This is a genomic window from Psychrobacter sp. APC 3426 (assembly GCF_030408035.1).
Taxonomy (GTDB): Bacteria; Pseudomonadota; Gammaproteobacteria; order Pseudomonadales; family Moraxellaceae; genus Psychrobacter.
In genome coordinates, this window is record NZ_JASDCF010000006.1 from 48,808 (window position 1) to 70,139 (window position 21,332).

At 44.2% G+C, this 21,332-nt stretch carries 18 protein-coding genes; 11 read left to right on the forward strand and 7 right to left on the reverse strand.

From position 1 onward, the window contains the following. Positions 1-380: 380 nt before the first annotated feature. The 4 genes from QL919_RS05370 (at position 381) to QL919_RS05385 (ending at position 4,856) form a co-directional block, all read left to right on the forward strand. Complete coding sequence (locus tag QL919_RS05370) at positions 381-2,159, forward strand: AMP-binding protein (RefSeq protein ID WP_290188546.1); 1,779 nt, start codon at positions 381-383, stop codon at positions 2,157-2,159. 236 nt (positions 2,160-2,395) lie between these two features. Continuing rightward, complete coding sequence (gene rph / locus QL919_RS05375; RefSeq protein WP_290188547.1) at positions 2,396-3,112, forward strand: ribonuclease PH; 717 nt, start codon at positions 2,396-2,398, stop codon at positions 3,110-3,112. A gap of 121 nt (positions 3,113-3,233) precedes the next feature. After that, positions 3,234-3,758 (forward strand): hypothetical protein, encoded by a 525-nt coding sequence (locus QL919_RS05380; RefSeq protein WP_290188548.1) that lies wholly within the window; start codon positions 3,234-3,236, stop codon positions 3,756-3,758. A 273-nt stretch (positions 3,759-4,031) separates the two neighbouring features. Next, the gene (locus tag QL919_RS05385) at positions 4,032-4,856 is read left to right on the forward strand and encodes a hypothetical protein (RefSeq protein WP_290188549.1); all 825 of its coding nucleotides are present in this window, start codon (positions 4,032-4,034) and stop codon (positions 4,854-4,856) included. A gap of 195 nt (positions 4,857-5,051) precedes the next feature. On the opposite strand, the gene hemJ is transcribed toward QL919_RS05385, so the two are convergent. From hemJ to serB, 6 genes are all read right to left on the reverse strand, one after another. Beyond that, on the reverse strand, positions 5,052-5,486 hold the full coding sequence (gene hemJ, locus QL919_RS05390; protein WP_290188550.1) for a protoporphyrinogen oxidase HemJ: 435 nt from the start codon (positions 5,484-5,486) through the stop codon (positions 5,052-5,054). A gap of 99 nt (positions 5,487-5,585) precedes the next feature. Further along, on the reverse strand, positions 5,586-6,716 hold the full coding sequence (gene bioB / locus QL919_RS05395) for a biotin synthase BioB (RefSeq protein ID WP_290188551.1): 1,131 nt from the start codon (positions 6,714-6,716) through the stop codon (positions 5,586-5,588). Positions 6,717-7,000: 284 nt separating this feature from the next. Continuing rightward, entirely contained in the window at positions 7,001-7,507 is a 507-nt protein-coding gene (locus QL919_RS05400) for an SCP2 sterol-binding domain-containing protein (RefSeq protein ID WP_290188552.1), read from the reverse strand. Between the two features lie 195 nt (positions 7,508-7,702). Continuing rightward, positions 7,703-8,095 carry an AciT family ciprofloxacin tolerance protein gene (gene aciT, locus QL919_RS05405; RefSeq protein WP_290188553.1) on the reverse strand — a complete coding sequence of 131 codons (393 nt, stop codon included), beginning with the start codon at positions 8,093-8,095 and terminating at the stop codon, positions 7,703-7,705. Positions 8,096-8,437: 342 nt separating this feature from the next. After that, positions 8,438-9,427 (reverse strand): DUF368 domain-containing protein, encoded by a 990-nt coding sequence (locus QL919_RS05410; protein ID WP_290188554.1) that lies wholly within the window; start codon positions 9,425-9,427, stop codon positions 8,438-8,440. Positions 9,428-9,539: 112 nt separating this feature from the next. Beyond that, the gene (serB, locus tag QL919_RS05415) at positions 9,540-10,730 is read right to left on the reverse strand and encodes a phosphoserine phosphatase SerB (RefSeq protein WP_290188555.1); all 1,191 of its coding nucleotides are present in this window, start codon (positions 10,728-10,730) and stop codon (positions 9,540-9,542) included. 453 nt (positions 10,731-11,183) lie between these two features. Between serB and QL919_RS05420 the strand changes: the two genes are divergently transcribed. The 6 genes from QL919_RS05420 (at position 11,184) to QL919_RS05445 (ending at position 16,674) form a co-directional block, all read left to right on the forward strand. Next, positions 11,184-12,752: a hypothetical protein gene (locus QL919_RS05420; RefSeq protein ID WP_290188556.1), complete on the forward strand. Its 1,569-nt coding sequence runs from the start codon at positions 11,184-11,186 to the stop codon at positions 12,750-12,752. A gap of 223 nt (positions 12,753-12,975) precedes the next feature. Next, entirely contained in the window at positions 12,976-13,212 is a 237-nt protein-coding gene (locus QL919_RS05425) for a PA3496 family putative envelope integrity protein (protein WP_025652287.1), read from the forward strand. Positions 13,213-13,626: 414 nt separating this feature from the next. Then, positions 13,627-14,184, forward strand: coding sequence for a YecA family protein (locus tag QL919_RS05430; RefSeq protein WP_290188557.1), 558 nt, complete (start codon positions 13,627-13,629; stop codon positions 14,182-14,184). Positions 14,185-14,337: 153 nt separating this feature from the next. Further along, complete coding sequence (locus tag QL919_RS05435; RefSeq protein WP_290188558.1) at positions 14,338-14,790, forward strand: YbjQ family protein; 453 nt, start codon at positions 14,338-14,340, stop codon at positions 14,788-14,790. Positions 14,791-14,837: 47 nt separating this feature from the next. Continuing rightward, a complete protein-coding gene (locus QL919_RS05440; protein WP_290188559.1) occupies positions 14,838-15,341 on the forward strand; it encodes a heavy metal-binding domain-containing protein in 504 nt (167 codons plus the stop codon). A gap of 397 nt (positions 15,342-15,738) precedes the next feature. Then, complete coding sequence (locus tag QL919_RS05445) at positions 15,739-16,674, forward strand: bile acid:sodium symporter family protein (protein WP_290188560.1); 936 nt, start codon at positions 15,739-15,741, stop codon at positions 16,672-16,674. 150 nt (positions 16,675-16,824) lie between these two features. Here the strand turns inward: QL919_RS05445 and QL919_RS05450 are convergent, their stop codons facing one another. Next, positions 16,825-17,898 (reverse strand): formate/nitrite transporter family protein, encoded by a 1,074-nt coding sequence (locus QL919_RS05450; RefSeq protein WP_290188561.1) that lies wholly within the window; start codon positions 17,896-17,898, stop codon positions 16,825-16,827. 315 nt (positions 17,899-18,213) lie between these two features. Between QL919_RS05450 and QL919_RS05455 the strand changes: the two genes are divergently transcribed. Then, on the forward strand, positions 18,214-21,177 hold the full coding sequence (locus QL919_RS05455; protein WP_290188562.1) for a valine--tRNA ligase: 2,964 nt from the start codon (positions 18,214-18,216) through the stop codon (positions 21,175-21,177). The last annotated feature ends 155 nt before the right edge of the window (positions 21,178-21,332 follow it).

Genomic DNA, 21,332 nt, shown 5'->3' on the forward strand with positions numbered 1-21,332 from the left:
CCTTTTATATTGCTCTAAGTCATACGACACTACTTCGGCAGAACAGCACCAGTGCTATAGATAGAGAATTCGTAGCAAAACTGCTATAGTGCGCATCGACATATTTTTATCTTTAACGGCAAAACCATACGGATGTTTTAGGTTGGTTTTGCGTGGGCTGCTTTGCAAACCTTACATAATAAAAGTAATTTACAACTTAGCGATGCTAAGCTATTGTGCCATTTATCATTGACTTAATAGTACTCTATGCTTCAAAAATCTTATGAATGATAAACCCGACTGAGTTACTCTGTTTTTTATTCATAAGCTTTTGCTGTCATCGATTACTCACAAAAGATAATGGTGTTCTATATTATTAACGGCGACATTTAAGGGAAATTATGACCGACAATATCAATAAAGAGACAACAGCGAGCCAAAACACAACCGGTAGAATATATGAGGGCAATGCATTTCCTGATGTGCCCACGATATCTAGTGACAGTCCATGGTTGAATGCTTACGAGCGCTACGGTATCGATGCAACCATCGATATGCCAGATGACAATACCTCTTTGATTGATGTGTTTGAGCGTAACTTTAGCCGTTATGGTCAAAAACCTGCCTATATCTGTATGGGCGCCTCTATTACCTTTAAACAACTGGACTTATATAGCCGTCAAATTGCCAGTTACTTACAGTCATTAGGACTGGTCAAGGGTGACAAAGTCGGCGTGATGATGCCCAATATCTTACAATATCCAGTCGTTGCGCTAGGTATCATCCGTGCAGGTATGGTGCTGGTCAATGTTAACCCTTTATATACCAGCCGTGAGCTGTCACATCAGTTGCATGACAGTGGCGCTAAAGCCTTGTTTATCGTTGAAAACTTTGCAAAAACGTATGAAGATGCGGAAGACAAAGGTCAGGTTAAGCACGTCATCGTCTGTAAAATTGGCGATATGCTAGGTACGATTAAAGGGGCAATGGTCAACCTAGTCGCGCGCCATGTCAAAAAAATGATTCCTGCGTATCGACTACCAAACAGTATCAGTTTTAAGCAAGCATTGAGCGCGGTATCGGCGAGTAAGTATCAACGTCCTGATTTGAATTTAAGCGATGTGGCATTGTTGCAGTATACTGGTGGTACCACTGGTGTTGCCAAAGGTGCGATGCTGTCTCACGGTAACTTAGTCGCCAATATGCTGCAGATTAGTGCCCTTATGAACAGTGCATTTGATGATGATGCTGATGCTAGTGATGTGATTTTGACCGCGCTACCGTTATATCATGTATTCTCATTTATGGTTTGTGGTATGTATGGCATGTACCAAGGTTATGCTGGTCTGCTGATTCCAAACCCACGCGATTTGGATGGTTTGATTAAAGAGATGGGCAAGTATAAGCCTTCATTTATACCTGCGGTAAATACCTTGTTTAATGGTTTAGTGCATAAAGAAGGGTTTGCAGACCTAGACTTCTCTAATTTAAAAGCCTCTATCGGCGGCGGTATGTCGGTATTGCCAAGCGTGGCAAAAGAGTGGCATAAAATCACTGGCCTACCTATCGTTGAAGGCTATGGTCTGTCTGAAACCTCGCCAGTGGTTGCTTTCAACCCTATGACCATTTCTGAATTTACAGGAAAAATCGGTATTCCTGCTTCTAGTACGGATGTGATTTTGATTGATGATGAAGAAAACGTAGTCGCGACAGGCGATCGCGGTGAGATCTGTGTAAAAGGCCCACAGGTGATGATTGGTTATCAAAACCGTCCGAAAGAAACGGCTGAAACCTTTACAGCCAGCGGTTATCTAAAAACCGGTGACATCGGTATCATGGACGAAAAAGGCTTTATCAAAATTGTCGATCGTAAAAAAGACATGATTTTGGTTTCGGGCTTTAACGTCTACCCAAATGAGATTGAAGAGGCCATGAGCGAGCATCCAGCAGTGGTGGAGTGCGGTGCGATTGGTATTCCAAATGATCAGCGCGGCGAAGAGCCGAAGCTATTTGTGGTCAAAAAAGGCGACGTCACCGAGCAAGAGCTGCTTGATTTTGGTAAAAAGCAGTTGACGGGTTATAAACGTCCACGCCACATACAGTTCGTTGATGAATTACCAAAATCAAACGTCGGCAAAATTCTGCGTAAAGAATTGCGTAAGATGGAAGGCTTAGAATAAATCTAGCAGCAAACTTTACCAAAACAGCGGCGTAATAGCGTGAGGGAATCTTGCTATTGCGCCGCTGCCACGTTAGGATATCTTAATATTTACGTCTGCTAGAGTGTGTGGTGATTGTTCATTTTGATAGATGCTTATCGAGTTTGATTTTTTATCCTATAAACATCAGCCAGCCACGTAATGACACCTCTCTTATTTTATAACACTGCTTTTAAAACACTGTACTAGGAATTTTTATGCGTATTGACAATCGTGAGCTTGACCAACTTCGTTCGATCAGCTTTGAGCGCCACTATACCAAGCATGCAGAGGGCTCTGTATTGGTCAGCTTTGGCGATACCAAAGTTCTCTGTACCGCAAGTGTTGAGTCAGGTGTACCGCGCTGGTTAAAAGGCAAAGGCAAAGGTTGGATTACCGCTGAATATGGCATGTTGCCACGTGCGACTAATACCCGTAATCAACGTGAGGCAGCACGCGGTAAGCAGTCAGGTCGTACGCAAGAAATCCAGCGCTTGATTGGTCGCAGCTTGCGCGCCATGATTGATTTGAGTAAGTTGGGTGAAAATACCATCTATCTTGATTGCGACGTCTTGCAAGCGGATGGTGGTACTCGTACCGCTAGTGTTACTGGTGCTGCTATTGCTTTGATCGATGCACTTGAGAGCATTCAAAAGACCAAAAAACTTAAAGCTGATCCATTGATTGGATTGGTTGCTGCTGTTTCTGTCGGTATGAAAGATGGCGAGGCGTATCTAGATTTGAACTACGAAGAAGACTCTAGCTGTGATACGGATTTGAATGTCGTCATGACTCAAAAAGGCGAGTTCATTGAGCTTCAGGGTACTGCTGAAGAAAAGCCATTTACCCGTGCTCAGGCAGATGACATGCTTGCGATGGCTGAAAAAGGTATCGCCGAATTGATTAAAATGCAGCAGACCGCTTTAGGATGGTAATCTGCTTTTGATGATTATATGAACTTATGAAAATTTAACTTTCTAACGGTTTGTGTTTCATGGTGGTTCATTCATGGACTGTCATTTTTATTTATAGATATTCAGCAATAGGTAATAATGCATGCTCAAGCTGACTGATGACGGCGCCAAAATCACTCTACAAGGTCAGCAGCAAACGGCTGACAATGGACTATTTTGGTTTGGGTCTGCATTGCTTGTGGGTGCAGTAGCGGTCGCTATGGCAATGAGCCTATTGCCTGAACGCTTGGCTATTGGCGCGCTAGCATTGCTTATTATCGGTAGTTTTATATTTAATAGGCAGCGCCTAAAGCACAAGAAGTCTATGAGCGGCATGATTAGCAGTGGCGTCTTATGGGTGCGCAATGGTGAATTGGTGCATGACAATCAAGGCAAGCGTGAGCATATTCAGCTGACGGCAGAGAATCGCATTACGCTGACTGGCGAGCAGCTAGAGATTGCTGATATCGACGGTACACGCAAATATCATATTAGTGGCTTTGATAGCATCCAAGAAGCCAAAGCCGCTCAAGCGATACTAGAGGGTCAGACATTCACTAAGCGCCATGCCAATATAAAGATGAGCAACGATTCCTCTGTTTCTGAATCTGAAAAAAACAACCAATAGGATACTCCTAAAACTTGCTTCTGCATTGCACATGATTCAATGCTATCCGCTTCCTTGTAAATAGCATTGCTTTAATTACTTTTCTCTTGAAAATTAAATCCTTAACGTACTCTCTAGCTGCACCATTAATCTGCGTTTTAATACCCCTCATCGCCTATGCATCTGCAATAGTGCTTGCAGATTCGTGCCTAAATGGTTTATAAGTAAGTTTAGAGAGTCCGTAAACCACTATTTTTATCTTGGTATTTATGTTTTATTGACAAGGAGTCAGTCATGTCGCGTTTGCCCATGTCATCTAATAAGCCATTTTCTAAGCCACTTGCTCAGTTATTTTCCAAGACGTCGTTTATGTCATCAATGACAGTGCCATGCAGCCTTTTATTAATGACCTTTGGTCTAGTAGGTCCGGCCCATGCAGATAGTATGAGTGCGCTGATTGCGCAAAAGTCCGGCCAATCTGACTTTAGTGCTCGTTATACGCCGTCTTATTCAGCAGTGCCCTCTGCCAAGGTAAGTACTCGTTCAACCATTCAACGTACTGGCACTTATCGCGCTACCCCTACAAATACACCGGCTACCCAGCCTAACATGAGCACCACTTATCGCTACCCTGAAATAGCACGTCAAGCACCTGCAGTATTGCCAGCTTTTTTGTCCGGTAATTACGATAATGTCGATAGCGAATATTTACCGATACTCAGCAGTGCTGAGATGCAGAGTAATACGGCTGCGCGTGAGGTAGTCAGTACAGCACGCAAGATGGCGCTGAACGAGCGTGCGATTATCCAAGGGGGTTGCTGGGACTATCTGGATGCCGTATTTAAACGTGCGGGGGTGACGCGCGATACTATTCATAAAGGCACTTATGGACAAGGACCTTATGCCAATAGTAGCGATATTGAGGTCGGTGATTGGCTCTATTATATCAATCATGGCTACAATCGGGTCGAGCATAGTGGATTGTTTGTCGGTTGGGTTGATGAACGTGCTAAGCAAGCACTGATACTGAGCTATGCTGGTGAAAATCGCCGTGAGCCTGCTCGTTACCGTGTTTATGATTTGAGTAATGTCTACCAAATCATGCGCCCTAGTGTTTAGTGTTTAGTGTTCAGGATTTAGCATTCAGTTTTTCGCACTAAGACTAAGAAATATAACCAGTAGTGTCATACTCATTTGGTCTGTTAGATACAGTAGCTTAATAAAAAGCGTCCGTTACTTTTATCAGTAACGGACGCTTTTTGCTATAAATTATCAAAGACATACACTATCAATGATTATGAGATTGCTTGGGTCTTAGAACGGTTTTACCACAACTAAAATCACAATAATGACTAACGCAAAAACGGGTATTTCGTTAAACCAACGCCAAAACTTATGTGACTTATAATGTGGATTATCAATCAGCTTTTTACGATAAAATCCACAGGCACCATGATAGCCAGATAGCAGTACCACCAATAACAGCTTTACGTGTAGCCATCCTTGCGTTTTATAAACATCCCAGCCCAGTCCCAACATCCAGAGCCCAAATATCCAGGTTGCTATCATCGATGGCGTCATAATACCACGATAGAGCTTACGCTCCATAATGGCAAAGCGCTCATGGCTAATGCTATCGTCACTCATCGCATGGTACACAAACAGACGCGGCAAATAAAATATCGCTGCAAACCAGCAGACCATAGAGATAATATGTGCCGCTTTAATCCAGTTAAAATAATCTGCCATTGTCGTCTCTCTTAAGGATGTTTTTTACTTCTAATAGGGTGCACTCAATCATGTCGGCAAGCTTAGCGCAGATTATTCATGAACGGTAGTGCTAAAAAGCTAATCTGCTAACACGACTTGTGATTCATGACCACTCATCGCATCAATGACCGGCACTTGCTTGGGCGCCCTAGGGGCTGCAAATTGTGCGGTTAGGCCAAGCTCACGCATGAGTCTATTGTCGCTTGATTGACTGGCATTACCCGTGGTCAGTAGTTTGTCACCGTAAAAGAACGAATTGGCACCTGCCATAAAGGCCAATGCTTGTTCGGCATCGGATAAGCTTTCACGACCAGCAGACAACCGCACATAGCTAGTTGGGCAGCAAATACGCGCCACAGCAATTGTACGTATCCACTCCAGTACTGGCAGCTGGCCTTCTGCTAAGACCTTATCACCGATTGGTGTGCCTTTAATTGGCACCAGTAGATTGACCGGAATTGACTCAGGAGCCTTGGGCATTTTTAACAGCTCATGCACCCAGTCGATACGGTCATCACGACTTTCACCCATGCCAACGATATTACCACTACAAACGTTAATACCTGAGTTGCGGACATTGCTAATCGTATCGAGGCGTTCATCATAACTGCGTGTGCTAACGACTTGCTCGTAGTAGCGACGCGAGGTATCTAAATTATGATTGTAGTAATCGAGCCCAGCGTCAGCCAGTTGCGCCGCTTGCTCAGTGTCGAGCATGCCAAGCGTCATGCAAGTCTCAAGCCCCAAGTTTTTGACTTCTTTGATAAGCTCAACGACGTAGGGCATGTCTTTAGCGCTAGGATGCTTCCACGCCGCACCCATACAGAACCGTGACGAGCCGCTGGCTTTGGCACGTTTGGCAGCAGCGATGACTTTATCGACTTCGATACGTTTCTCTGCTTGTAGGTTAGTGGTGTTGCGGTGATGACCGGACTGTGAGCAGTAGCCGCAATCCTCAGGGCAGTTGCCTGTTTTGATAGATAATAAGGTACTGATTTGAACTTCATTGGCGCTAAAGTGCTTTCGATGAATGGTCTGAGCTTGTAACAACAAATCCATCAATGGCAGGTCAAAAAGCTGGGCAATGTCTTCACGACTGTATGTATTTTGGGTGGTGGCTTGTGGTTGATGATTGGCATTATTTTTATTATTGAGTAAATCGGTGTGGTTACTGTCATTAGGCTCTGAGATATTGAGGAATCCTGCCATGAGTTAAATCCTTTTATAATATTGTTAGGTGGGTCTGATTATTTTCTCTGTTAGGGTTTTAAAAAACAAAAAAGGCTGCGATATAGTATACCGCAACCTTTTTAGAAAGTCAGAGTAGTGCTTATTAGAGTAGTGCCTATTGTAGTAACGCTAAGCAAAGTGGCTTTGATATAAGTGCCATTAATCAAAAAGCTTCGAACCAATAATATAGTGAGCAGAAGAGTAGTGAATGTTTACAACTACGCGCTACTTAATGTTTGGGTACTCTAATGAATGATATCGAATTATTTGCCCAATTTATGCTTAGCAAAACCAATCCAATGATTCGCAAACTGCTGTGCTTTATAAGCATAAGGTTTGGCTTTTTGGATGTAAGGTTTGCACTCTTCTGGAATAGCAGGAACAATGTGCTTAGCTAGCTTGTTGAACCACATCATTAGGCTATAATCACCCTCAATGCTCAGATTGCCTTCTTGAACGGCAGTCATAAACGCAGGAAGGTCGCCTTTGGTCAAAAGCTTAACGCCTGTCATAGAGTCTTTAAAGCTAATCGTCAAATCTGCGTCTTTGGCATGACCGCTCTGTTGACTAAATTTTCCATTATTAAAGCTGAAATGACGTGCGATATCAGACTCTTTGCTGGCAAGCTCGATGGTGACGTTACGATCAGCGAATAGTGCTTTAACGTCTTCGTTATCACTATCAGCCAACATAGACAAGCGATAGCCAATCACAGCCAGCAACACATCTAATGGATCAGATTTGATATCTAACACAGGAACAGTAAACATAATGGAACTCCTAAAGAATGAGGCATAAAAATAAAGCGTACTTTATACCAATTTTTGCGATAAATATATAACTAGATTATAAACCATTAAGTAGGCATTATTCTTTAGTAGTTAAGTAGAGAGCGTTAAGTATCTTGTAACATTCGCAGCCAATAACGCTAATTTGGTGAATTTTTTTTATTTAGTATCAAATATTTAGTGGAAGCGCGGCTGATAGTCATCATCATAGACAGGTGTGTGTTCGATATAGCGCGCTGCTTCCAACTCGCGCTGCTGTTGCACCGCTTGACTGACATCCTCATAACGTAATGCACGATACAACACCCAACCAACCAATGGCAGCCAGCTAATACCCATAGCGACGACATAGCTATGCCATTCTGACAGCTCCGCCAGCATAGGCCGACTCGATATCACACTTTGGATGCCTTCGACCGCTAACCAATAGGCCATACCACCGAATAAATATATCAATAGCCAACGCTGCGATGAAAAGGCAAGCGCCACTATCAAGCCTGCTAGTAGACCGTAGCCAAGCAGAGCGGCATTGCTCCAAGTATCTAACCCGATAAAAGAAAATATAGTCATTAACATTATTCATCTCGCTATTCATAAGGTGAATTCCAATATGACCATTATGGAAGTTTGCTGACCAAAGCTAAAGAGGGTGAAGGCGACTTTGCGACAACCGTTGACGTCTGATTTTTTAGCGTGTTATTAGACTGGTTAACGCGTATTTTTAGATGAGGGATGGCAGAATTTAAGCCAAGCGCCGCAAGGATGGGCGCTTGGTTTTAGGAGTGGGTTCTAAGCGTTCCTGAGCGTGGCTTTTGTAAATATATTTTAAAGTCAGTATTTTAAAGCCAGTCTGACGCTCGCTTATGTATTAGAGCTTACTGATTTACACAGAGGTTAGGTGAAGGCGAGTGTCTATTGCGTACGATTGCCCCACCACGACAGCAACGATACCAATACTGCACCCAATAGCATGAGACCTATAGTGGTTAGCCAGTGCGGTCCTGTAGGATACTGCCAAGGCATTACGTTATTGATGGCATCGCTATTAAGCGCTCCTAAGGCGTCGACCTTCCACGGCCAAACTTTTACCAAAGAACCTGCGATAAAACCTGTGAGCAATGCAAGCGTGGCCTGATAGTAACGAGCTAGCAACCACTTGAGGGCACGGGTGAATAGTAACAGACCCGTTGCCATACCTGCCATGACGGTTAAGATGACGCTTAGGTTCATTGTATTGACTGCTTCTAGCACTGCATCATAAGCGCCCAATAACAATAAGATAAAAGACCCTGAGATTCCGGGTAATATCATCGCGCAAATGGCGATTGCTCCAGCAAAGAAAAGATAGGGTAAGCTTGGTGTTGTGGCGAGCAATGGCAAGCTACTAATAACCACTGCGCTAACAAGTCCCATCACAAACAACGCTGCACGGCCTATGTTCCAACGTTTAATCTCACTGAGCAATAAGAAGACCGTGGCAATGACTAAACCAAAGAAGAACGACCAAATCAGTAGTGGCTGATTGTCTAATAAGTGTTTAATAATGCCGGCCAGTGTCGCAAAACTGGTGGCAATACCTAATAGCAGAAATAGCAAAAATGTTGCATCAACCTGTCGCCATACAGCCAGTAAGCCTTTGATACCACCCTGTTGGCGAAATATCTGCCAAAGATTGGGGCCTATGCTACCAAGGGCATTAATCAGACGCTCGTAAATCCCAGCAATCAGTGCGATAGTACCGCCAGAGACACCAGGCACGATATCGGCAGCGCCCATTGCCATACCCTTAATATAAGTCGCAAAAAGTGATTTTGGGTCATCAGGAGTTGTGGGGGAGGTGTTGTTATTTACTGGTTGTGACACTGAAGATTGGTCTGGTTGCGGTGAGCGTGATGCCGTCATGGGCAGTCCTTCATGATGAAAAAGTAATAACTCTAAGAACTATTAAAATATAAAAGCCAGATTAATGGTAAGGCATTAACCCAGCTTGTCTTAATAAATATATGTTTGGCGTTTACTTCGTCGCGGCAAGCGCTGGATACCCAAGGGCGTAAAGGGTGCCTTCAAGCCCAGTGACATTAATCGCAGAATCAGCCCGTGCTTGGACAATGGGTTTGGCACGGTAGGCAACGCCCAAATCAGCGATAGCCATCATCGGCAGGTCATTAGCCCCATCACCGATACAGACCACTTGTGACATAGCGATGCCCAAGCGTTCGGCAGTTTGTTCGACGATTGCAGCTTTTTTAGCACCGTTGACGATAGGCAGTTGTACATGACCAGTCACTTCGCCTTCGTCGATATCTAACGCATTGGCGTGAACCTCGTCAATACCTAGTTGTTCAGCGATATAGCGGGCAAAATAGGTAAAGCCGCCTGATACCAACACTGTATGATACCCTAAAGCTTTAAGGGCGCTGATGGTGGTGCGAGCACCTGTTGACAAGGTTAGGCGACTACAAATCTCATCGAGGACATCGGTTGATATGCCTTGCAACAGTGCCACACGCTGAGCAAAAGATTCGTCAAAATCAATCTCACCGCGCATCGCCGCTTCAGTGATGGCTTCAACTTCCTCACCGATTCCGGCCGTTTTCGCCAACTCAACGATGACTTCTTGCTCAATCAAGGTCGAATCCATATCGAAACAAGCAAGCTTGTGTGTGCGTAGCATATGACCAACAGATAGGATATGACAGTCGACGACATCTAATGTATCGTTGTTATCGGCAGGGCGAGTATTGTTATACTCTTCCGTTAAGTCATGACGCAAGCGCGTGGTCAGCTGATCATCAATAATGTGCGCTGCTGCAGTCTTTTTGCCAGGATGCATAAGCGTATCAGTCACTGGCACCAGCAAGTAGCGGAATACTTGCGCTTGGGTAAAGGGTAAGCGCTGTGCATTGTCTTCCATCGGCTCTGTATCAGAAACTGTGATATTCACAAAGCTTGCATCGGCATCTTCTGCTACGGTGACTAAGTGCCAGTTTGGCTGTTCATCGACCCATGACTGTACATACTGATGGATATCGAGCGTCGACACTTGAGTCGGGAGAACGACGATTAATGCAAAAACAGGAAGGGACTGCAAGGCGTCAAAATCTTGCAAATTCGTATCGTTTGGTAGAAGTGAGGCAATAGAATCGACGGCTTGTTGCCATGCTTTGCTGTCTTTTGGTAACGAATAAGATGTATTTTTTGGCATGGCTCAATTGTCCCTTGTATGCTCATATAAGATTAGGAATAATAACAGTTTTACAGGTCAGCGCCTATAGATGAGGTGCAAAGTATCATCGCCGGCTAAAACCGTTAATTAAGAAAGGCTTTTATGACTAAAAACTTATTCTCATAAATTCGTTAAATTTATAAAACTGCTAACGCTATAGGGCTTAGTATGGTGATATAGTAGATAGAATAAGCGAGTGATTTGTCGACCAAAGGTGTCGACCATGTATTGACGCTAGCATTGTACCTAGGTCGTTATAATGCCATTATTCCAAGTTTATGCAAACGCTGAATATCGGTCACACCTTATGAGCGCTGATGAGGCTCTCTAAGTGTGTTTTATAAGTACGCAGCACGATTTTCCAAAATTAGCCAAAAAATGAGCGATAGCCTCGTTTTTTAATTTCATTTATCCAAAAAAGTTTAACATATCATGACGTATTTAGCGCCGCGGCAAGGGTTGTTTGCCATTATTCTTCTGGTTAGTTTTTGTTTGCAGACACTGTTATTGGTCATTAGCACCGATCAGCAGTTGAGCAAAAGCCGTGCGTTAAAGGGCGAGCAGATGGTTGCTCAGCTGATAGATGAGGCGAGGCTGTCTTTAGAAAACAAGGATCGCGTCAGTTTGAGCGTCATTGCCAATCGCTACACCAGCGAGCAAGATGTCACACGGATATTAATCAAAGACAATAACGATGATATCTTGGTGCCAGTCGGTAACGCGCCGATGCAACAGGGCGATACGATACGTCAAATCGCGACCAAAGGCGATGCGGTGATTGGTAGCGTATCTTTGACGCTAAAAGACATTAGTAAGGGCGAGATTATCGCGATGCAATGGCCGTTTGTTATCGGTACCATGTTACTGCATCTGTTGCTTTGGCTTATTTATGGCTATCTTGCGCGTCCAACCAAAGAGCAAATCAATGCCATCAGTCGAGATGTTCAAGATTTGCATCGTGAACAATATTTGCAAATTAATCAGCATGACTATAATCGTGAAAGCCGTGAAAGCCATGAGCACAATCCTGAAATTGAGCGCGTCGCCACTGACTTTAATAACCCAGCTAATGCAGGGGAGACAAACAGTCTGGGCAAAGGACAAGCATCTGACCATGCGGCCAGTGCTGACACAGGCAATGAAAAGGCTAGTGGTCAAAAGCTCGATATCCATGGCGCAGTGAACCAATATATTAGAGGTCAGCAAAACTCAGAGTCTGCCACAGATAGTACGGCAGCTGACTTTGAGTCCAGTCATGTCTCTGGTACGGCGATAAAACAAGCCGAATCCTCAACCACTGAGCTCTATAGTAGTGATAAGAGTGATATTGATACAAGTAGTGATGTTAGTGCGACAACGTCACAGCATGGCGCTGCTAGATTGTCAGCGACACGTGAATTTGACAGCGTGAGAGTACAGATTGCTTTTCATGATGAATTCAATATGCTTGAGCGCTTAGCACCTGCACAACGCCTGCCTTATTTAGCACTGTGCATGCAGCTATTCAATCAAGCGATTGCAGAGTTGCTCAAGCAGCCATTGTTACTAGGGGTTAGTGCGATGAATGAGCCACGCTTTGATGACAGTGGTGCGAGCGTATTGTTAAAAGCGGACAACAGCCATGCCAAAGTTGCACTGGCAGGCGTGATGCTTGCCAAGCTATATTTGATGCTAAACAAAATTATTCATGATAAGCATATTGAGCTGAGCCGTTTTGCCTTGCCAGCCAAAGCGGGTGTCAGTGACGACGCGCAGAGTAACGCGATGACTCAACTGTTAGAGAGTGTCGGTAAAAAAGAGCAGATGCTTATCTTATTGCCGAACGCCGGTCTCAAACAAATCAGCAATCATGTGCAAATACATAGCATCATGCGTCCAACCACCGTTTATGAGCGTGAATGTGCCATCTTTGATGGTGGTAATGATGCGATGATTCAGCGTTTGGCTGATGTCCGCAACGCCGTGTTGATGATTGAAAACGAAGCAGTGTCACAAGGTTAAGCGCTATAAAAAACAAAGTGACACAAAAAGCTTGTTTTTGCGCCAGCTGTCTCTACAATTGCCTGCAATATAGTATCAATAGTTGAGTTGATATTGTCTTGGCACGCTATAGTAAATATGCCATAGTGACAAAAAGGATTGACAACGTTCAATAGAGACTTTATAAGGCATATATATATTAATTTGTTTTTTATACCCTTGCCAAAAATGATAGGAGTTTGTCATGAGTGACGCTGATATTGACGACGATTTTGATGATGATTTTGTCGATGATGATGATGCAAAGATGGTTGAAGAGGCCGAGACAAGTGTGCGCACACGCTTAAGTAGTCTTGAGAAGCGTCGACTAATCGATAATTTGCTAGAAGAAAAGCGTTTGGCTAAAGAGCTAAAAGATGACCTCGATGACTTAGACAACTTCGATGAAGATGGCGATGATTGGGATGATGATGACTTGTAGAGTCGATAAGACTAAGCAGATACTGTCATGTTATACATTGTTGATTAAGGGTGTTTTATGAGTCGACTAAAGCCCCTTAATAGCCGCTATTTGTTAACGGATGAGCGGTTTATTTACTCAAAGGTCAATTGATTGAAGGTTGAACCGCTACATTGCTTAACGCGCTAGTATTCTGACGGCTCAAATTTTTACACCATACTTTGTCATATTGTTAATTTGGTCACCTGGTGTTTATGGTGTTATAAAAGCTTGCGACCTATTCTGTTTTCTACTATCTATCGTGATGGTTTCACTTTTCATCGGTCTTTTCGGTAACTGGTCCGAGCGACCAGCATTCTCAAATGACCTGCTATCCTTCATATAATCGATTGCAACTGGCAATCGCCGCACTCTATCTTTCAAGGACTATTACCCATGAGTAACCAATTAAGCTTTGATGAATTATTAGATTATTTGGACAACCAAGAGAGCCAGTTTGTGCTTGATAGTGTCGCCGCTCATGGTTTTTTGACAGCGACAGTCATCGGGCGTCCATTGCCTAACTGGATAGATGCGATGTTTGAAGGTCATGCCAATGAGATGCCAGAAAACGTTCTTGACGGTATCAAGCGCTGGCGCGACTCTATCATCGCCGAGCTAAAAAACGAAACGCCTATAGAGCTACCGTTTGGTGAAGATGCTGGTGATGAAGAAGTGGCTGTCGATTTTTCCGATGAATCTGATATCGTGGCTTGGTCGATTGGCTTTGTGGATGCCATGTATGGTGATGAAGCCAGTGATTGGTTTGAAGACGAAGAAACGGCTGAAGATGTGGCAGTATTGACGTTGCCAATGATTGTGCTTAGCGGTATCGATGACGAAGACCCAGAGCTTGCAGAGATGCGTAAAGATGAAGATAAGCTGGCACAAATGGCCAATAGCATCGAAGGCAATTTGACTGAGCTGTTTTTATTGTTTCATACCAACGACTAGGGCATGGCCTTAAGGCAATCAATAGTCGTCTAAAATGGTTAAATGATAAACAGTACTGCTACTGATTTTTAATTGGGTGTCAGTGCTGTTTTAACTGTTCAATAGAATCCAATACCCTTGAATAACCCTGTAAGTCACCGATAAGGTCGTACTATGACTGTGCAACTCTCCAATCTTGAGCACCTGCCTAACTATCAAATTACTGAGCGCCTGGATGTGGTGTACGGCAGTACTGTACGCTCAAAGCATGTTGGCAAAGACTTGTTTGCTGGTCTAAAAAATATCGTAGGTGGCGAGCTAACGGCCTACACTGAACTATTAGAAGAATCTCGCCAAGAAGCAATAGATCGGATGATTGTTAAAGCGGAAGCTTTGGGTGCGGATGCCGTCGTTGGGTTGCGTTTCTCAACGTCTAGCATCGCTCAAGGTGCCTCTGAGCTGTTCGTTTATGGTACTGCTGTCAAAGCCGTGCCAGTTCAGCAGCAGTCTATGTCAGCGCAGCCACCATACGATCAATCAGGTGGCCATCAAATTGGTCAGACTGGTCAAGCACAACCTGCGAACACATCAGCTGATGATTTGCCACGTTTCAATCCTTTTGGTTAATTAACCAGATTTTAAGCATTGATGCTTTTTATGATAAGAGACGTGCCATGAACCAGTCACTCACACAAATGCTCATTAATTATGCACCGCTCATTATCTTGTTTGTAGTGGGTTGGTTTTTTGGCACGCGTCACGAACGCCAACACCTAGCACAGCTCAGCATTGCAGAGCAGAAGCTCGGTCATATCGTTGTGTCAAGCGAGCGTTTTTATCGTCCACAACTGGTCGATGATAGTCAGGGTGAGCTAGTACTCGGCAGCGTGGTTATTGCTCAAGACTATTTTAAAATGATTATCGCCCGTGTCCTGAGTATCTTTGGCAAAAACCTGACCACCTACGAGACACTATTAGACCGCGCGCGTCGCGAGGCCATTGTGCGTATGCGTACTGAGGCGCATGCCAAAGGCTACAATCATATCTATGGCTTACGTCTAGAAGTCAGTAACGTTAACCAGTTGGGCAGTATGGTAGAAGCCATTGCTTATGGCACGGCGGTTAGCAGTATTGAAACTACCAATATGACGTCGACCCATCCTAAAACCTTTATTTGAAATGCCCTGTTCTAGTAAGTCAGTTGTTTAAGCTGATTGCTATTTGTTTAAATCAGCCGTCGCACATCGTTGCTTTGGCTCATCAACTTATGCTTTTATCAGACTCTCCCGTAATACTTCTTCAAAACCATTCTCAACGCAAAAACAGCATACTGACTGATCAGTGGTTGAATAAAGTAAATAAATAACATACCACAGCGATATACTTTCCTTTATGATTCTAAAGTTATGATAAGACGCACAAAAGTCACGCAATGATGTGCATATCATTATAGTGCGCAATAGCATCATAAAAACGCTAATAACGTCGATGGCTTTTACCCAAATTATCAGCAGGATTGGCTGGTTTAGCATCGCGGAATTTTCATAAACCGACCCAAAGAAGGGTCTTATCTACATGGATGTAGTTATGGAAGGTCTTGAGATAGTCACATTAGTCAACTCAGTTATTATTCCCATTTGTCTGTTCCTCATTATGATGGGCATGGGTCTCACCCTCGTTGCCAATGATTTTAAACGCGTTTTAAAATATCCAAAAGCGGTTGGTATTGGCTTGACCAATCAGCTGTTACTTTTACCGATTATTGGTTTTGCTTTGGCAAATATCATGCCGTTAGAGCCTGAGTATGCAGTCGGGGTCATGTTGTTGGTATTGTGCCCAGGTGGTACCACCTCAAACCTATTTACCTATCTGGCCAAAGGTGATGTGGCGTTGTCTGTGACAATGACAGCGATTGCCAGTGTCATCACAGTATTTAGTATTCCCGTTGTTTTAAGTTTTTCATTGATTCACTTTATGGGCGCGGGTAGTGAGTTTCAACTGCCCGTATTAAAAACCGTGCTCACCCTAGTTGTGCTGACCATCGTCCCTATTAGTATTGGTATGCTTATCAAACGCTTTGCGCCACGGGTTGCGGATAACTCTCAGGTCTATGTGTCTAGATTTGGGGTGATATTTTTGACTTTCTTGGTGGTTTTCTTAAGTTATGTACAAAGAGACATCATCGTTGAGGCATTTATTGCGACTGGTCCTGTATCCTTATTATTGAACGTCTCGACCATGGCGCTTGGCTACTATACCAGTAAATGGTTTGGCCTAAACCTAGCACAGAGGACGTCGGTGACATTAGAGGTTGGCCTGCAAAACAGTACCTTATCAATATTTATGGCACTGACTTTATTGGCGAACTATAAGATGTCGATGACGCCTGCTATCTATACGCTAATCATGTTCTTGACCGCGGGTATCTTGGTCAGAGTATTTAGTAGTAGATACAATAAAGTCAAAAGGACTGAGGTAGAAAGAAGCGTATTGGCAGCTCGTAGACTATAGTCAACTCACTATATCAACGTTGCTGAGTACAAACCTCATATCAGGCTTAATAGGTTTAAGAGTGATATGGGGTTTGTACGTTTGCTGCCATATCTAATATGATATTCAACGCTACGGTGAGTCAGTTTAAGTAGGGCAGTGCATCAAAAACTAAGGTCGACGCGCCTCTATTCTTGCTTTCGCATCGGCGGCCTGTTCTTTTACCTTTTCAATCTCGAATAAGAAAGTACGGTTTTTCAGCACGGCGACGAACACCACGCCACCGACAGTATTGCCCACCAGCACCACTATTAAGAAGGCTAAATAACGCCACAGGCTGACAGTATCGCCATACAGTAATGCAGAAAACACTTCGATATTACCAACGATGCTATGGTGCAGGCCTAAAAATCCGATACTCGCAGTGATAAGGGTGACTAAGACAATGCGACTGAGGGTATCGCGTGCTGAGGTCACAAGCCAAGCAGCAACGCCCATCAACCAGCCTGCTAATACGGCGCTACCAAATATCACCCACCATGCAAACCCCAAGATATGCTCGGCATAAGCATCAATATCGCTGGCGCTAAACAGGTGCATGTTTAACCCAAGGCCAATCATCAATGCCGCAAATATACATCCGCCAACAAGGTTGCCCGCGATAACAATGCCCCAAAGACGCAGCAGTTTGTTTAATGGCTCAATACCATTTAGTACTGGTAAGCTCAACAGCGAGGTTTGTTCGGTAAACAATAACGACTGACCAATGACCACGATAATAAAACCTATTGGGTATAGCAGTGATGATAAGACCATTGCATATTGATTGGGCATGACTTCGGTGAGTAAGGCAAAAGCGGCTAAAATCATAAAAAAGCTAATACCAATCTCAAGTCCTGCCGTCAAAGCACTGGTGAATAAAGAGCCTAAGGAGCGATCAAAGGTTTCTTTGGCGTGGATGACTTGCTCAACTAAGATACTGGCGTAGCTTTTTGCTTGACTCAAGTTGTCATCACTGGCGACTTTTTTGATGGTTTCTTTGTCTTCGTCGCTAATCTCTTCAGGAAAATCCTGGTCGTCGAGGTTTTCAGTGGCCTCTACCTGTTCATCAGCTTTTTTATGAGTGTCTTCGATATCGTTATCAGGCTCAGGCTGATGTGCAAGATGCATATTGCTCTTGGCCAAATGCTTGTCTTCCACAGGGCTATTGAGAGAGTCGTTTGTCAGGTCGGTATCTTTGGGCACGGTAAGCTCACTGTTCAGAGGCAATAGTTGTTTCTTAGAGGCAATGTTTTTCTGCACTAGCAAGATAGATATAGAGCAGATAAGCACGGCAGTTAGCCAAAACCTATATCCTATAGCATGACTATAACTTATTATATTTAGCATTGAGCCAATTGATGTTGTTAATTGTTTAATGGAGGCGCCTCAAAGCCGATAAATTGCCTTAGCATCTAACAAAATCTAGCTATCTGCGTTAAAATCACACTATTAACTATTTTGCCTACTTTCAACGTATTTGTTCGACCACATTCATTTTTAATAAAAGAACATTCTATTATGAGCAATTCTGATACCAATACTAATATCAACACCAGCGCTAACCTGACCCAATCCATTCAAGCAGCACTCAGCCAGTTGGAAAATGCCTACAATCCTGCAGAGGTCGAGGCGGGCATGTATCAAGACTGGGAAGACAGTGGTTATTTTAAGCCAAGCTTTGATAAAGACGAGTCGTTCTCTATCGCTTTGCCGCCACCGAACGTCACTGGCTCATTGCATATGGGACATGGCTTTAATAACGCCATTATGGATGCGTTGACGCGCTATCACCGTATGGATGGTGACAACACGCTGTGGCAACCAGGCACCGATCACGCAGGTATTGCCACCCAAATGGTCGTTGAACGTCGTCTGGAAGCACAAGGACTCAAGCGCCGAGATATGACGCGCGAAGATTTCATCGATAAAGTCTGGGAATGGAAAGAAGAGTCGGGCGACAATATCACCCGTCAAATTCGTCGTTTGGGCAGCTCAGTCGACTGGTCGCGTGAGCGCTTTACCATGGATGACGGTCTGTCCAATGCGGTAAAAGAAGTATTCGTGCGTCTGTTCGATGATGGCTTAATTTATCGCGGTAAGCGTTTGGTGAACTGGGATCCTAAATTCCAAACGGCGCTGTCTGATTTAGAAGTTGAAAACCATGATGAAAAAGGCAGCTTGTGGCATTTCCGCTACCATTTCACTGACAAAGACCTGACCACCCAAGATGGTAAAAACTATCTAGTGGTCGCGACCACTCGTCCTGAGACCTTATTAGGTGATACGGCTGTTGCGGTCAATCCTAGCGATGAGCGTTATGCGCACTTGGTGGGCAAAACCATTACCTTGCCAATCACTGGGCGGGTGGTGCCCATTGTTGCTGATGATTATGTCGAAAAAGACTTTGGCACAGGCTGCGTTAAAATCACGCCAGCGCATGATTTTAACGATTATGAATTGGGTCGTCGTCATAGCTTGCCGCTGATTAACATCTTAGATGAGCGCGCCAATATTTTGCCTGAAATGGAAGTTTATGTTGATTTGCAAACGCGTGAGCCAACATTAGAGACCACGCCGAGTGAATATGCAGGCCTTGAGCGTTTTGCCGCACGTAAGTTCCTTGTAGAACAAGCAGGTGAGCAAGGCTGGCTAGAAGATATCGAAGACTATGAGCTAAAAGCCCCCCGTGCTGAGCGTGGTGGTACGATCGTTGAGCCATGGTTGACCGATCAATGGTATGTGGCGGTTAGTAAGCTTGCCAAGCCTGCGATTGACGCGGTAGAAGATGGCAGCATTGAGTTCGTCCCTGCGCAGTATAAAAACATGTATATGTCGTGGATGACTGACTTGCAGGACTGGTGTATTAGCCGTCAGTTATGGTGGGGACATCGTATCCCTGCATGGTATGACGACGCGAGCGGTGAGATTTATGTGGCCCGTGATGAGGCGGAAGTGCGCACCAAATACAAATTGAGCGATGATGTAAAACTGCGCCAAGATGATGACGTGCTTGATACCTGGTTTAGCTCGGGTCTGTGGACGTTTAGTACGCTTGACTGGGCAGACGTCAATGCTGATCCGCGCGTGCTTGAAACCTTCCACCCCACCAGTGTGTTGGTCACCGGTTTTGACATTATCTTCTTTTGGGTCGCGCGCATGATTATGCTGACCATGCACTTTGTTAAGAACGAAGATGGCACACCGCAGGTACCGTTTAAGACCGTTTATGTGCATGGTCTCGTACGTGATGGTAATGGTCAAAAGATGTCGAAGTCGAAAGGTAACGTCTTAGATCCGATTGATTTGATTGACGGTATCGACTTAGAAACGCTGGTTGAAAAACGCACCAGTAATATGATGAATCCAAAAGATGCGGCTAAAATTGAAAAGCAAACCCGTAAAGAATTCCCAGAAGGCATCCCAGCCTACGGTACCGATGCGCTGCGCTTTACCTTTACATCCTTAGCCAGTACCGGTCGCGATATCAACTTTGATTTAAAACGTGTCGAGGGCTATCGCAATTTCTGTAATAAAATTTGGAACGCCAGCCGTTTTGTACTGATGAACTGTGTCGATAGCGAGGGCAGTGCCAAACCTATCGACCAAGCGGCAAATCCTGACGTTTGGGAATTGCCAGAAAAATGGATTATGAGTCGTCTGAACTCTAGTGTGAAAGACATTCATCAGCATTTTACTCAATATCGCCTCGATATGGTCAGCCAAGATATCTATGAGTTTATCTGGAATGAGTACTGTGATTGGTATGTTGAGCTTGCAAAAGCCAGCCTCAATGATGACTCGGTATCAAGCGAGCGTAAAGCGCAAATTCGTTATGTACTGCTGCACGTGCTCGAGACCGCGTTGCGCTTTAGCCACCCAATCATGCCGTATCTGACTGAGCAAATCTGGCAGACGGTTGCACCGCTACTGGGTCGTAAAAATACTGATAGCATTGTGGTTGCTGACTATCCACAAACCGATAGCGAGCTAATCAGTGAGCAAGTGGAAGCGGACATGGCATGGCTACAAGAGCTTATCGCCAGCGTGCGTAATATCCGTGGTGAGATGAAACTGGGCAATGCGGTACGTCTGCCAGTCTTGCTACAAAATATCTCTAGCGACGAAGATGCGCGTCTATCACGTATCAAAAATCAGTTTAAGGCACTTGCCAAAGTTGAGAGCCTAGAAATATTAAAAGAAGGTGATGAGGTGCCATTGTCCTCATCAAGTATGGTTGGGCAACTGCGCGTGCTTGTACCAATGAAAGGTCTTATCGATCCAACTGCTGAGCTAAATCGTCTGGGTAAATCTTACGAAAAGCTACAAAAGCAAGCCGAAGGTATATCACGTAAGCTGGGTAATGAAGGCTTTGTCAGTAAAGCACCAGTCGAAGTAGTCGATGCGGAGAAGGCCAAACTGGCTGAGTTAGAAGGGCAGTTGACGGCGATGACGGCGCAGATGGAAGAGTTAAAAGCGTTGTAATTAACGTGTAAATATCTATTTTAGTGAAGAGCGCTGTCATATCTTATGACGGCGTTTTTTTATGTATGTTGCTACCGTGTATTTTAAAGGCTTAATTAATAAGTCGTGGTATTACATTTCCATTTAATCTCATCTAAAATGATAAGACTAGATGG